A 13281-nucleotide genomic window follows, 5' to 3' on the forward strand; every position below is an offset into this window, starting at 1 on the left:
TGCAAATTGATTACCTGGAGGTATTTAACCGCATTGCATTTGTTCATTTACGTAACTTTCATGGTCATTTTATTTTTTATTTTATATTACACCAGAAAGACTCATGTATGCAGTGTTATCCACCGATACATTTCACTCGCCCGCAATTTAAATACCACACTAAAATATTAAAAAATCATTAAAACCTGCATTGTTGAATTTCTTTTAATTAGCATACAGAAAACCGTTAATTCTCCGACATTACTCTTCGTGAGGAGAAATCGCTTATCCCATAACGTGCCTGTAATTTTCACCTGCATATCCTGTGGCATGTCAGAAGATTCTTTAGGAGTAATAATAAAAATAAATAATCTGAGTGTTGGATCACGGTTGGGCGCCGGGTTCGCACTCGTTCTGCTACTGCTTGTGATGATGGGAAGCAGTGCATTCTGGTTAACCCGGGGTAATGAACAAAGCGTTGATGATATGATCACCTGGCAGCTCAAAAAGGAACGCCTGGCCGGAGAATGGAGCAGTATCATTGATAAAAATAATGGTCTTGCTATGAGCACCACTGACCCACAGCTTCGCGCTGAAGTTATTACGGTCATGGATCAGGAGACGGCAAAAGCGACAGAAGTCTTTGAAAAACTCAGCCCTTTATTGCAGCTTGCCGAGGGTAAACGTTTGTTGAACGCTGCACTGGCAGCTCGTCAGAAATATCGCGCATTACGGACGGAAGGTCTGGAACTGGCGAAAAAGGGAATGTATGAACAGACAGGGAATTTCCTGCAGGGAAAATTTTATCCGGCTACCGGCGAATACAGCAAAACCCTTCAGGCGATGGCTGATTATCAAATGAAACTTATTGATGAAAAATACAAAAAAGTCAGTAAGGATTCATACACCTCACAAATGATAATTATCATCTTCATTATTACCAGTATTGTGCCGGGCACCCTGATCGCCTGGTTTATTACGCGCAGCATTACTCAGCCAAAGGCCAGAACTGTTGATGTTGCAGGAAAAGTTTCCGCTGGCGACCTGAGGGTCGATGTGCAAGTACATTCCCGCGATGAACTCGGCCAGTTGATGCACTCCCTGAAAGAGATGGTGCGTGCGCTGGGCACCACGGTCAGCAAGGTGCACAGCGGCGCGGAGAGCATCGCCTTCGCTTCTGATGATATCGATGCCGGGAACCGCGACCTGGCTTCCCGCACCGAAGAGCAGGCCGCCAGCGTGGAAGAAACCGCCGCCACCCTGGAGCAGCTGACGTCGACCATTAAAAACACGGCCCAGAACGCCCATCGTGTGAACGATCTGTTCAGCGAAGCCGGTGAAGTGATCAGCAGTAACAGCCGACGCATGCACGATGTATCTTCCCGCATGCAGGACATTAATGCGGCAGCGCAGAAGATGACCGATATCATCACCGTGATTGAAGGTATCGCCTTCCAGACCAATATCCTGGCGCTCAACGCCGCCGTGGAAGCGGCCCGTGCTGGCGAGCAGGGTCGTGACTTTGCGGTAGTGGCCGGTGAGGTGCGCACCCTGGCGCAGCGCAGTTCCACCTCAGCAAAAGAGATCCGCGACATTACTGGCACCACTATCAATAAAATCACCGGTGGTCGTCAAGTGGTGAACGATGCGGACAAAGAGATGCAGGATATTGTTGAAAAAGTCGCTCAGGTACAGCAGCTGGTGGATGAGATCGCCCGCGCCAGCACCGAGCAGAGTGACGGCATCAGCCAGATCAATGTGGCGATGGGCCAGATTGACACCACCACTCAGCAGAACGCCTCGCTGGTGAAAGAGTCCTCCGCCGCTACCGGCTCGCTGAAAGAGCAGGTACGCATTCTTCTGGAAAGCATCAAGACCTTCACGCTGCTGGATACCCATGACCTGCCCCAGGCAGAGAAAAAGCGGAGCCCGTAAAGGCGCCGCGGACAGCGAAAAAAGCGGACCTCGTCCTGACGACAACCAGTAACGCCAACCGGGAAACCTTTTAACCCCGTGTCCCGCGCACTGCGCGGGACACTGCTCCCTGCAAACGTTATGGCCGGTTATCAGGGACGCGTTTTGATCTGCGGCCATACTGACCCGGCGTAGTGCCGGTAACACGTTTAAACGCCTTGCCAAAGGCGCTCTCAGATTCATAACCCAGAGTAGTTGCTATCTGTGAGAGAGAATCGGCGGTATTTTCCAGCCGCTCTTTTGCCAGCAACATGCGCCAGCGCGTCAGATATTCCACAGGCGGCATACCCACAATCTGCCGAAAGCGCAGCGCAAAGATCGAGCGTGACATGCCGGCATATTTCGCCAGTGATGCCAGCGTCCAGGGATAACCGGGATCGCTCTGCATAGCGCTGATTGCGCAGCTTAACTGTTTATCAGCCAGGGCGAAGAGCCATCCTTTACCACTGTTATCCTGATCGCTGATATACAGGCGCAGCGCCTGTACCAGCAACATATAAGCCAGCTGCTGAATAATCAGCGTGCTGCCCGGCTGGGGATTGCGCACCTCTTCCGCCATGCGCTCCAGCGACCAGCGCATAATCCTCTTATCTGCCATCTTCTGGATATGAACCACCGGCGGCAGCGAATCCAGCAGAAGATCGGCAGGATACCCGGTCAGCATAAAGTGGCCGCCGACCAGAAAACAGCCCGCATTGTCTTTGTCACTGGCCAGGCGGTCACGCAGCTGCGTGAAGTCCTCTGGCGCTGCCTGCAAATCTGTCGCCAGACAGAAGGCGGGTCCCGGCGGCAGCAGATAACACTCGCCTGCGGTCAGCAGCAGCGGCTGCTCAATACCTGACACCGTTAGCCAGCATTGCCCGTTGACTACGGCATAACATTTAATGCCCGCATGTTGTGGCCACTGAATCGCCCTGTGGTGTGCGATAGCAACGCCGCCAGAGACATAACTCTGCGGTTTCAGTAATGCCAGTACGCCTGAGAGTGGATCCATAGCATTTCCAGACGAATGAACCAGAAAACGCGACTATAGAACATTGTTCGTCTCACTGACAGTGTTTACAGTCCCCGACAACAGGCAGCAAAAGCTGTCTCTTACTGTAACGGGGGCCATATCATGCGTATTTTTGTTACCGGCGCGACCGGGTTTGTCGGTTCCGCGGTTGTACGTGAGCTTATCAACGCCGGGCATCAGGTGGTGGGACTTGCCCGTACGCAAGCCAGTGCGCAACAGCTGATCTCTTCTGGCGCCGCTGTCCATCAGGGTGATCTGACGGATATTGCCAGCCTGCAACGTGGTGCAGCGCTGGCGGATGGCATAATTCATACCGGCTTCAATCATGACTTCTCCCGCTTCCGGGAAAGTTGTGAGCAGGACCGGCAGGCGATCGAGGCGATGGGCGCAGCGCTTGAGGGATCGGACCGTCCTTTCATTGTGACGTCGGGCGTGATACTCGGGTCACGCGGCAACGGCGCGCCTGCTACGGAAGCGTATTTTAATGCTGACAGCTTAATCCCGCGTAAAGCGACAGAATTAGCCGCTGACGCGGTGGCGCAACGCGGCGTCAGGGTATCGGTGGTGCGCCTGCCGCAGGTGCATAATACGCTGAAACAGGGACTCATCAGTGAACTGATCCAGCTGGCCAGACAAACCGGCATTTCCGCTTACCGGGAGGACGGGCTTAACCGCTGGTCAGCAGTACATATCAGTGATGCGGCGCGTCTTTATCGCCTGGCGCTGGAGCAGTCGGACCCGGGCAGGCGCTATCATGCGGTGGCGGAAGAAGGTATTGCGCTGCGTGCCCTGGCTGAAGTAACCGGTCGCGGACTGGGTATCCCTGCGGTTAGCCTGACGGCGGAACAGGCAACGGCACATTTTGGCTGGCTTAACAGCTTTATCAGCCATGATATGTCCGCCAGCAGTTTGCTGACGCAGCAACTGCTGGGCTGGCAACCGCAGGGACCTTCGCTGATTGCCGATCTTGAGCAGATGCGCTACCGCTAACCGGCAGACCATAAACCAAAAACCCGGCGCGAGGCCGGGTTTCTGTTTCGTTTTCTTTATGCAGCTTTTAACGTACTCCGTTGTTTTTCATAGCTAATTTTACGCTCTTCCACTACCGCAACAATCGCCATCAGGCTGATACAGCTGATTGCGGCCGTATCCAGAGCGGCGATAATGCCCACCCAACCGGTCAGGTCAAATCCCTGGCGGCTGTATTCGCCCGCTAAACCACAGCCGTTGTCAGTGATAATACCTGCAGGCTCTCCTCTTGTTGCCATCCGCGCATCACCACCCGGCTCGCGTTGGCATGTCTGATGATATTATTGAATCCCTCCTGACAGAGTCGAAACAGGGTGTCGCGTAAACCTTCGCTCAGGCTATCTTCATCAATTTCCCACAGGAGGAGAGCAGGTGGCTGTGCAGATGTTTCCGCACATCCTTTTGTCTGCCGTCAGGGGGTAGTTAGCCGCGTTCTGACTGTTGTTCGGCAAATGCCAGCGCGCACTCTAACATCGCCGTCAGGGGTTTCTGCAGATCGGCTGCCTGACTGGCGCTCCACGGCCAGGGGGGCGCTTCTGTCATATAGGCGCTTTGTGTCAGCTCCATCTGAATCGCATGGATACCCTGTGCGGGCGCACCGTAATGACGGGTGATGTAACCACCTTTATATCTGCCGTTTTCGACCGCTGTGAAGGGCGCACTGGCGCGTGCAATATCAGCGATGCGTTTCTGGAATTCAGGGCTGCAGCTGCCCCCCTTGTTGGTACCGATACTGAAATCCGGTAGTTTCCCCTCAAAGAATTGCGGCAGTACTGAACGGATCGAATGCGCGTCCCACAGAACCACGGCGGGAAACTGCTGACGCAGCTCGACCAGCGTGGCTGCCAGTTTGTCATGCCAGGGTTGCCAGTAACGCTCACGGCGCGCCGCTATTTCTGCCGCAGAGGGCTCAGCGCCCGCCAGATAGACGGCCCCGCCATCAAAGCGCGTCACCGGGCATAAACCGGTGGTGGCCTGTCCCGGATAAAGGGATTGATCGTCCGGCGGGCGGTTTAAATCCACCACATAACGCGACCAGGTAGCCTGCAGCACCGACGCCCCCATGGCATGAGCAAAAGCATACAGCTTTTCAATATGCCAGTCGGTATCAGGTACACCCTGCGCTTCCGGTGTCAGCCGTTGCGCAATATCTGGCGGTACGGCGGTTCCCGTATGCGGCATGGTGATCAACAGCGGCTTTGTGCCACGGGAGAAAATATAATCACTGGATTCAGACATGGTTACTCCTGAGTCAGGGTCGAAAGCACCCTTTTACGCACGGCGGCGATGCCTGTGCTGTTTGCATCTTGTGCGGCCACACCGGCGTCTTTACGCAGCTTGCCTGCCGTCCAGACGCGACGGATGGCAGACTGGCGTGAACTGGCAAACAGATGCGCCGCAAGAATTGCCTGTGGATTCAGGCCGGCAAGCACGGGGTGGTTGCCATCCAGCTCCACAAAATCGGCACGCTGCTGGCACTGGATCCCGGCAATTGGTCGTCCTGAAGCCTGTGCGCCTCCCTGTAACGCCTGGCGATAAAGATAGCTGGCGACATCGGGCTCCTGCGCATCGCAGCAGAGATTACGTTGACGATGCAGTAAGCGCTGAGAATATTCGAGTTGCAGTAACTCCTCAGCCGCATTCACCGCAATATGGCTGTCCGAGCCAATGCCCCAGCGCCCGTTGTGGCGTTGCCACTGTACGAAGTCGAAGATGCCATCGCCCAGGTTGGCTTCCGTCGTCGGGCACAAACCAATCACGGCGCCGCTGGCTGCGGCACGTTGATATTCACGATCATCCATATGGGTGGCATGGATCAGACACCAGCGGGCATCCACTGCAAAGTTATCCAGTAACCACGCGACCGGTCTTTTGCCGCTCCAGGCCAGGCAATCTTCCACCTCTTTTATCTGCTCGGAGACATGAATGTGTACCGGTGCGCTGGGATCGATGGCATGGATCTGCGCCAGCAGCTGATGCAGATCCGCAGGAGTCACGGCACGAAGGGAATGCGGCGCGATGCCCAGCTTCACACCAGCGGCACGACATAAGGGATAGAGTTGTTGCCACAGCGCGAGAAACGCGTCTGCCGAGTGGGTAAAGCGACGCTGGTGTTCCTCGGGCGGCAGGCTGCCAAAGCCGCTGTTTTGATACAGCACCGGTAACAGCGTCATCCCCATACCCGTTTTTTGCGCTGCGCGCAGCAACGCCTGGCTCATGGCCATGGGATCAGGATAAAACTGACCGTCCGGTTGATGGTGCACATAATGGAATTCACAGACGGAGGTATAGCCTGCTTCCAGCATTTCCTGATAAAGCTGACAGGCAATCACTTCCAGCTGTTCCGGAGTGATTTGGCGGGCAAAGGCATACATCAGCTTGCGCCAGCTCCAGAAGCTGTCGGCCTGGTGCTGACGAAACTCCGTTAATCCGGCAAATACGCGCTGAAAAGCGTGTGAATGCAGATTTGGCATTCCCGGCAGCAGCCAGTCAGCACAGGCTACGTCCGCAGCTGGCTGTTGGCCACTGGAGACGTCGGTGATCATCCCTTCCTCATTCCAGGTAATCAGCACATCCGCTTGCCATCCCTGTTCAAGCCACACCTGCCGGGCAAAAAGCTGGTTAGTTGTCATAAATAGTTCTCTGTTTGGCCACTGGCACTATTGTCGGGTTAATACGGCGTTCAGAAACTGACGGGTACGTTCGCTTTGCGGCGCGCTGAAGATCTGTTGCGGCGGGCCCGCTTCAACAATACCGCCGCCATCCATTACCACCACTACATCAGCCACTTCTCGCGCAAACCCCATTTCATGCGTTACCACCATCATGGTCATCCCTTCGCGCGCCAGCATTTTCATCACCTGCAGCACCTCGCCGACCAGCTCCGGATCGAGCGCTGAGGTCGGTTCATCAAATAACATCACCGAAGGCGACATCGCCAGAGCACGGCTGATGGCAACACGTTGCTTCTGGCCGCCAGAGAGGTTTCCCGGCATAGCATGAGCCTTGCTGCTTAAACCGACCTTTTCCAGCAGTGACAGAGCGTTGCGTTGTGCGCTGGCTTTATCGATGTTGCGCAGCATTACCGGCGCCACGCACAGGTTTTCCAGCACCGAAAGATGGGGAAACAGGTTAAATGACTGAAAAACCATGCCCACTTCTTTACGTAATTCATTAAGCTGCTTTTCAGGCAGCGGTTTACCGTCACGGATTAAAGGCTTTCCACACAGGGTAATATCGCCGCGTTCGGGAAGCTCCAGGCCATTACAGCAGCGTAAGAAAGTGCTTTTTCCTGAGCCGCTGGGACCAATGACAACAATGACCTGACCAGGCAGCACATCAAAGTCGATGCCATCGAGGACTTTGTTGCTGCCAAAGCTTTTATGTAAATCACGGATACTGATCCGGGGAAGGATGTGCGTATCGGGCTGTGTCATTACTGGACTCCCCGCTGATGATGACGTTTTTCAAAATGACGTAGCGCAAACACGGTGATCCCGGTGAGGACAAAATAGATCACTGCAATAACCAGGTAGGTTTCCAGATCACGATAGGTGTTGCTGATAATGGTATTGCCCTGCTGCATCACATCGTGAATAGTGATCAGTGATACCAGCGCAGAGTTTTTAATCAGCGCGATAAACTCGTTGCCCAGCGGCGGCAGCATTCTCACCAGCGCCTGCGGCAGAATGATTTTCACCATTGCCTGCCGGGACGACATACCCAGCGAGCGCGCGGCCTCATTCTGTCCGCGTTCGACCGAGAGAATGGCGCCGCGCACGATCTCAGAGATGTAAGCGGATGAGTAAAGCCCCAGCCCGATCACGCCACAAAAAAAGGAAGGCAGCATCACCCCTAAGCGCGGCAGGCCGTAATACCAGATGAAGAGCTGCACCAGCAGGGGCGTACCCCGGATCAGCGCCACGTAAGCATTAAACAGCGTGTAAACCACGCGTCGCTGCGGGTTAATCCTTGCGACCCCAATTCCCAGGCCCAGCAGACAACCCAGCAGCAACGCCAGCAGCGTAATTTCTATCGTCACCAGCGTTCCCGCCAGCAGCGCATCGCTGCTGGCCAGCACCGGCGCAAAATCGAGATCAAAACTCATCATATGTCCTGTAATAACCCACGATAATCAGGGATCAGTTCGCCTGGGTCGGGAACCACTTATCAACCAGTTGCTGCCAGGTGCCGTCTGCTTTGAGCTGTTCCAGCGCCGTGTTCATCTCCGTGACCAGAGAGGACTGATCTTTGCGCACCGCAATACCGTATTCCTCAGTGGTCAGCGACTCCGGCAGGATTTTCACCCCACCGCGCGTTCTGGCGTACTGGAAAGCCGCCGGCTTTCCAGTGACGGCAGCGTCAACACGACCAATACTGACCAGGTTGAACATCTGCTGGTTTTTCTCGACCTCAACCCTTTGCACCTCTGGCATGTTAGTGCGCAACCATTCCACCGATTTCGTACCTGTTTGCACGCTCACTTTCTTGCCGCTTAAGTCAGCAGGGGCATTGATGCTGTTATTCCCTTCTTTCACCATCGCCACCAGGCCACCCGCCAGATACGGCTGCGTAAAATTGACCACCTGAGCGCGTTCCGGCGTGATATAGATGCCTGAGACCGCAATGTCGGCGCGCCCTGCCGTCAGGCTGGGGATAAGGCCTTTAAAATCGACATTGGTCCATTGCACCGGGCGATCCAGTTTCTTTGCAATCGCTTCAGTCAGTTCAATATCAAATCCGACCATCTTCTGGTTTTCGATAAATTCCATCGGCGGAAAAGTGGCGTCAGTAACGGCTCTGATAGGGGCTCCGGCGGCAATACCCATCGCTGGCAGTGTCAATAAACTCATCAGAAACAACGCGTTTTTAGCGGTAGATTTAATAGCTGACTTCATGCTCAGTTCCTCTGGTCAAAATTAACAATGGAAAGCCGGGCTGGCGGATAAAAAGGTGGTGTTCAGACTGTTATGAATATGTTCAGCGGCTGCCCTGGTCGCCTCGATCAGCGCCTGTTGGCGGTTTGCCGCACGTAACGAAGGTGCCATCAGACTCAGCGCACCCAGTAAATAACGCTCCCGGGTCAACAAAGGTACGCTGACGCCCCAGACGCCTTCATCCACTTCGCTGTCACTGCAGGCGTAGCCCTGCTGCCGGATGGTTTCCAGCTCCTGCTGGCGTTCGGCACGGACAAACATATCCGGGTAGGTTGAGGTCAGGATTTGCTGACTGATCGCAGGCGCAAGGTGTGCTAATAAACATTTGGCGGTAGCGCCACGGTGTAAAGGCAGGCTGCGTCCTTTTTCAAAAGAACAGCGTAAAGACTGACGCGGTTCAAGCATGCTAATGCAAACCGCTTCACGCTGCATCGCCACCGTTACCGCAACGGTTTCGTTGGTCTGCTCAAGCAACATCTGCATCGCCTCCTGGGCGTGTTGCGCCAGCAGCGTCACGGCGTCGAAATTAAGGGACAACTGTAAACAGGCCGGTCCCGGCGCGTAGAGTTTGTCAACTTCCAGAATAAATCCCCAGCGCCGTAATGAGGCCAACAGACGATAGAGCGTACTTTTGGTCAGGCCTGACGCGGCCATCAGCTCACTGGCACTGACCGGATGGCCGTAGCTGGCCACTAAACGCAGCACCAGGAGGACACGTTCTGAGGTCGCCACGGGTTCTACCGCATCATGCTTTTCATGTTTGCTGTGAGTCATGCTGAGCTCATTTTTGTCGCACCGTTATATTTTTATACAAGCAGCGACTGTGCCATGTCACAGGAAATTTATTCCCATTCTGCGGGAATATTTTTAAAAACAAACATATGCGCCCATTTTTTTATCTGTGGTGAAAAAATGTGCGGGTTATCGGGCTCTATTCCGGTGCCCTTTCAGGGTGCAGAAACGTCAAAACGGTGCATAAAATGCACAATGATGGCTCAGGAGGGAGTCTTCAGGGATGACAGGCCTCTGTTCTGACCCCGGCGTTAAGCGGGTAAGATCAGTGGAAATAAAAAAGACGCTAAATGGCCCTCTGCGGGTGGTTCTGAGCGTCAGCAAGGGCACTACGGGTTCTCGTCAGCAATTAACAACCTCAGCGCTAAAATGCAACGAAACAGCTGACAACCTCTGGCCAGTTTGATAAGTTAATTTATCTGATTAAAAACACAGACGAAAAGCGCGATGACCATTGTGACTGATGTGCAGTTTAATTCTGATGTCCTTTTCCGGGCAGAGGGTACTGCGCAGCCAATATATCGCTTTTTCGCCATACATTGTCCCCCGCCCCCTTCTCCCGAAATCGCGTCCTGCTGACAGGGCGCCGTTTAAACCGCTGGCGCGCAATAAATAACGTGGTGCGTACCGTGCCAGTGAATCACTGATTCAGGATTTCCGGAGATTTTCATGCGTCTCAATACCACTACGCTCGCTTCGCAGGGCGCAACATCAGTTTTTGTTCTGCTCTGGGGCAGCGCAGCTATTTTTTCCCGTCTTGGTCTGGACAATGCTTCGCCTTTTGCCCTGCTTGTTTTCCGGTTTGCCATCGCGTTAAGTGCCCTGCTCCTGATCGGCTGTTTCCGCAGTCGCTGGTTACCACAGAAGGGAACCCGAAAACAGGTTGCACTGACGGGGTTGATGTTAATCGGGGGATATTCCGTCTGCTATTTCCAGGCAATGGCGTATGGCGTTATGCCTGGTCTTATCGCCACCATCATGGGAATACAGCCCATTCTGACACTCTGTCTCGTTGAGCGCAGAATGCAGGGTTCCCGGTTGCCGGGTTTGCTGCTCGCCCTTTCAGGTCTGATATTACTGGTCTGGCGCAGCCTGTCAGCATCACACTTGCCTGCCGCAGGCATTTTATTTGCCCTTGCCGCACTGCTTTTCATGACCTTCGGCGCTATCATGCAGAAGAAAAATCAGCAAACCCCTGCCGACGTGCTCCCGTTGCAGTACGGTGTCAGCCTGGTGTTGTGCCTGTTGTTTTTTCCTCTCGGGTCTTTTCACGTTAATATTAACGCCGGGTTTATTATCTCGGTGCTGTTTCTTGGCTTACTGATTTCTGTGGTCGCCCAGTTGCTGCTTTACCGATTGCTCAGCGCTGGCAGTATCGTTAACGTGACCAGCCTGTTTTATCTGGTTCCGGTGATTACTGCCGTCCTGGATTATCTGTTGCTGGGGAACCGACTTCCCTGGTCAGGTATTGCCGGTATGGTGATGATCCTGCTTGGCATTATGATGGTGTTTCGTACGCCACGTCGCTAAGCCAGGAAGGCCCCAACAGAGGTGCGTTGGGGCGTGTCAGCCGCTGATTTCAGGCAAGGCTTAGTGCCGCTGCCATTGCTGGTACTCCTCCTGTCGGCGTTGCGGTGCCGTTTCCGGCAGCAACAACAACCCGACCACAGAGATCACGCCAAGGACGGCAACATAGATCGCCAGGCCATACCAGTGCCCGTCAGTGGCCTGAAGAATTTTAACCGCAACCAGTCCCAGAATGCCGCTGCCAATCAGAGAACCGATTTGCCAGATAACGGCAATACCGCTGCAGCGAATATGCGTCGGGAACAGCTCCGGGAACCAGGCGGCCTGAGGCGCATAACACATGCTGTGACCGAGCGTCAGGGCGACGATCATCGCAATCTGCGTCAGCCAGTAGCTATTTTGTGAAAGGGCAAGAAAGAAAGGAATAATGGCGAGAACAAGCAGTAACGTTCCCATCAGATAGACCGGCTTGCGCCCTATCCGGTCAGAAAGCGCCCCCATCAACGGGATTGCAAGCACTTCCAGGATCACTGCGACAATCATGCTGTTCATCAGAATGGATGAATCGAGCTGATTCGCCTTGCCCCAGGCCAGAATAATCACGGTAAATAAGGCAAAGGCGCAGGCTTCGATCAGTTTCGCCGCGATGCCACTCATCACAATGCGCGGATGTGCCTGAATAACTTCTTTTAAAGGACGGGATTCTGCGGCTTTAGTGGCGCGAATTTCGGCAAAAACCGGCGACTCATCCACCCGCAGGCGGATAAACAGCCCCACAATAACAAGCAATGCACTGAGCAGGAAAGGGATACGCCAGCCCCACCCCATCATCTCTTCAGGTGAAAGCAACATATTCAGCAAGGCGAACAGCGCAAGCGGCAGCAGGAAGCCCACGGGTGCCCCGATCTGTACCCAGCTGGCAAAAAAGCCGCGCCGTGCTGGTTGAGCATACTCCGCCGTCATTAATACCGCCCCCGCCTGTTCGCCACCCACACCAAAGCCCTGCAACAGGCGGATAGCGATCAGCAAGATCGGTGCCCAGATACCGATTTTTTCATAGGTGGGCAGCAGACCGATACAAAATGTGCCCAGCCCGACAATCAGTATCGTGGCGACAAGGGCTTTTTTACGGCCTACTTTATCGCCAATATGACCGAAAATAATACCGCCCACCGGACGCGCCAGAAAACCCACGGCATAGGTGGCAAACGCGGCCAGCGTACTGATTAAAGGATTATCGCTGGGGAAAAACAGATGGCCAAAAAACAGCACGGCCGCCGTTCCATAAGCGAAAAAATCGTAATATTCCGCCGCTGTGCCTATGGCAGAAGCACTGGCAACCCGTTTAATCACCGAAGTATTTTCTGTTTCAGCCCGGGCTGAAAGGGTACTGGAAGTCAGGGTCATAACGTCAATCCATCCTGGTTTAATCCTACTACCATACAAGTAAGCTTAACATTTTGTTGCGAAGAGGATCACAGGGTAGTTAAAAACTGGCAGAGGAAACTTTTTTGTCTTCAAAATAGAATTGGCAAAGCCTTATAAGACGGGACATTGAAAGCTTCATGTTGAAGCTAATCAGAAAGCCCCGGAATGAGGATCTACCAGTTTGAAGAGGTTTAAAGTAAGATATCATAAAGCGTTAATCGTTGGACGCTGACCTCTTAAGGAGAACGGCAGCTGCATATAGTTGTGAATTTATGCTGACTATAAACGTATTGTCATTCAACGATGAATTTCCGGGATACTGCTGATGCTTGCAATGAGAAAATAGCCCTGGGTTTAGCATGCGTATTGCACCTTAAATTATCACGTCTGTCTTTACACTACTGCAACCTGCCAGCCACAAATTAGCAGTCACCTTACTTTTTCGGCAACTGCCGTATTAAGCCGCCATTATCAAGTTAAAGGTAAAAACAGCGTAAGCGACACAACTATAAACCTTAAAAACAGAGAATTGACAAAGTATGTAAGAAAAAATCAAAATTAAATTTACATTATAGTCATTGTAATTATAATGCAATTTTA

The 13281-nt window shown here is 53.4% G+C and carries 12 protein-coding genes; 3 read left to right on the plus strand and 9 right to left on the minus strand.

What is annotated here, in order from left to right; genetic code table 11:
- The first annotated feature begins 309 nt into the window (after positions 1 to 309).
- The gene (locus tag E0E17_RS18385; RefSeq protein WP_237680840.1) at positions 310 to 1914 is read left to right on the plus strand and encodes a methyl-accepting chemotaxis protein; all 1605 of its coding nucleotides are present in this window, start codon (positions 310 to 312) and stop codon (positions 1912 to 1914) included.
- 118 nt (positions 1915 to 2032) lie between these two features.
- Here the strand turns inward: E0E17_RS18385 and E0E17_RS18390 are convergent, their stop codons facing one another.
- Positions 2033 to 2947 (minus strand): AraC family transcriptional regulator, encoded by a 915-nt coding sequence (locus E0E17_RS18390; RefSeq protein WP_130835627.1) that lies wholly within the window; start codon positions 2945 to 2947, stop codon positions 2033 to 2035.
- Between the two features lie 123 nt (positions 2948 to 3070).
- Between E0E17_RS18390 and E0E17_RS18395 the strand changes: the two genes are divergently transcribed.
- Complete coding sequence (locus tag E0E17_RS18395) at positions 3071 to 3958, plus strand: SDR family oxidoreductase (RefSeq protein WP_130835628.1); 888 nt, start codon at positions 3071 to 3073, stop codon at positions 3956 to 3958.
- Positions 3959 to 4014: 56 nt separating this feature from the next.
- Here the strand turns inward: E0E17_RS18395 and E0E17_RS20655 are convergent, their stop codons facing one another.
- The 7 genes from E0E17_RS20655 to E0E17_RS18430 form a co-directional block, all read right to left on the minus strand.
- Complete coding sequence (locus tag E0E17_RS20655; RefSeq protein WP_439654642.1) at positions 4015 to 4236, minus strand: hypothetical protein; 222 nt, start codon at positions 4234 to 4236, stop codon at positions 4015 to 4017.
- A 184-nt stretch (positions 4237 to 4420) separates the two neighbouring features.
- Positions 4421 to 5236, minus strand: a complete 816-nt coding sequence (gene hutG / locus E0E17_RS18405; RefSeq protein ID WP_130835629.1) for an N-formylglutamate deformylase — start codon at positions 5234 to 5236, stop codon at positions 4421 to 4423.
- Positions 5237 to 5238: 2 nt separating this feature from the next.
- Positions 5239 to 6630 carry a formimidoylglutamate deiminase gene (locus tag E0E17_RS18410; protein WP_130835630.1) on the minus strand — a complete coding sequence of 464 codons (1392 nt, stop codon included), beginning with the start codon at positions 6628 to 6630 and terminating at the stop codon, positions 5239 to 5241.
- Between the two features lie 27 nt (positions 6631 to 6657).
- Positions 6658 to 7434, minus strand: coding sequence for an amino acid ABC transporter ATP-binding protein (locus E0E17_RS18415; protein WP_130835631.1), 777 nt, complete (start codon positions 7432 to 7434; stop codon positions 6658 to 6660).
- Positions 7434 to 8108: an amino acid ABC transporter permease gene (locus E0E17_RS18420; RefSeq protein ID WP_207302101.1), complete on the minus strand. Its 675-nt coding sequence runs from the start codon at positions 8106 to 8108 to the stop codon at positions 7434 to 7436. Before E0E17_RS18420 ends, E0E17_RS18415 begins: the two co-directional genes overlap by 1 nt.
- Before the next feature lie 31 nt (positions 8109 to 8139).
- Positions 8140 to 8895 carry a transporter substrate-binding domain-containing protein gene (locus E0E17_RS18425; RefSeq protein WP_207302102.1) on the minus strand — a complete coding sequence of 252 codons (756 nt, stop codon included), beginning with the start codon at positions 8893 to 8895 and terminating at the stop codon, positions 8140 to 8142.
- Between the two features lie 21 nt (positions 8896 to 8916).
- The gene (locus E0E17_RS18430; protein ID WP_130835632.1) at positions 8917 to 9708 is read right to left on the minus strand and encodes an IclR family transcriptional regulator; all 792 of its coding nucleotides are present in this window, start codon (positions 9706 to 9708) and stop codon (positions 8917 to 8919) included.
- A gap of 687 nt (positions 9709 to 10395) precedes the next feature.
- Between E0E17_RS18430 and E0E17_RS18435 the strand changes: the two genes are divergently transcribed.
- Positions 10396 to 11256, plus strand: a complete 861-nt coding sequence (locus E0E17_RS18435) for a DMT family transporter (protein ID WP_130835633.1) — start codon at positions 10396 to 10398, stop codon at positions 11254 to 11256.
- Between the two features lie 60 nt (positions 11257 to 11316).
- On the opposite strand, the gene E0E17_RS18440 is transcribed toward E0E17_RS18435, so the two are convergent.
- Positions 11317 to 12660, minus strand: coding sequence for an MFS transporter (locus tag E0E17_RS18440; protein ID WP_130835634.1), 1344 nt, complete (start codon positions 12658 to 12660; stop codon positions 11317 to 11319).
- Positions 12661 to 13281 lie beyond the last annotated feature (621 nt).

This window comes from [Erwinia] mediterraneensis, from assembly GCF_900604315.1.
In the GTDB taxonomy this organism is placed as follows: Bacteria; Pseudomonadota; Gammaproteobacteria; order Enterobacterales; family Enterobacteriaceae; genus Pantoea; species Pantoea mediterraneensis_A.

Excerpts from the sequence above, each read along its gene's own strand:
- E0E17_RS18390 (WP_130835627.1), bottom strand. The coding sequence starts at position 2,947 with ATGGATCCACTCTCAGGCGTACTGGCATTACTGAAACCGCAGAGTTAT.
- E0E17_RS18440 (WP_130835634.1), bottom strand. The coding sequence starts at position 12,660 with ATGACCCTGACTTCCAGTACCCTTTCAGCCCGGGCTGAAACAGAAAAT.
- E0E17_RS18415 (WP_130835631.1), bottom strand. The coding sequence starts at position 7,434 with ATGACACAGCCCGATACGCACATCCTTCCCCGGATCAGTATCCGTGAT.
- E0E17_RS18430 (WP_130835632.1), bottom strand. The coding sequence starts at position 9,708 with ATGACTCACAGCAAACATGAAAAGCATGATGCGGTAGAACCCGTGGCG.
- E0E17_RS20655 (WP_439654642.1), bottom strand. The coding sequence starts at position 4,236 with ATGGCAACAAGAGGAGAGCCTGCAGGTATTATCACTGACAACGGCTGT.
- E0E17_RS18420 (WP_207302101.1), bottom strand. The coding sequence starts at position 8,108 with ATGATGAGTTTTGATCTCGATTTTGCGCCGGTGCTGGCCAGCAGCGAT.
- E0E17_RS18395 (WP_130835628.1), top strand. The coding sequence starts at position 3,071 with ATGCGTATTTTTGTTACCGGCGCGACCGGGTTTGTCGGTTCCGCGGTT.
- E0E17_RS18435 (WP_130835633.1), top strand. The coding sequence starts at position 10,396 with ATGCGTCTCAATACCACTACGCTCGCTTCGCAGGGCGCAACATCAGTT.
- E0E17_RS18385 (WP_237680840.1), top strand. The coding sequence starts at position 310 with ATGTCAGAAGATTCTTTAGGAGTAATAATAAAAATAAATAATCTGAGT.
- E0E17_RS18410 (WP_130835630.1), bottom strand. The coding sequence starts at position 6,630 with ATGACAACTAACCAGCTTTTTGCCCGGCAGGTGTGGCTTGAACAGGGA.
- E0E17_RS18425 (WP_207302102.1), bottom strand. The coding sequence starts at position 8,895 with ATGAAGTCAGCTATTAAATCTACCGCTAAAAACGCGTTGTTTCTGATG.
- hutG (WP_130835629.1), bottom strand. The coding sequence starts at position 5,236 with ATGTCTGAATCCAGTGATTATATTTTCTCCCGTGGCACAAAGCCGCTG.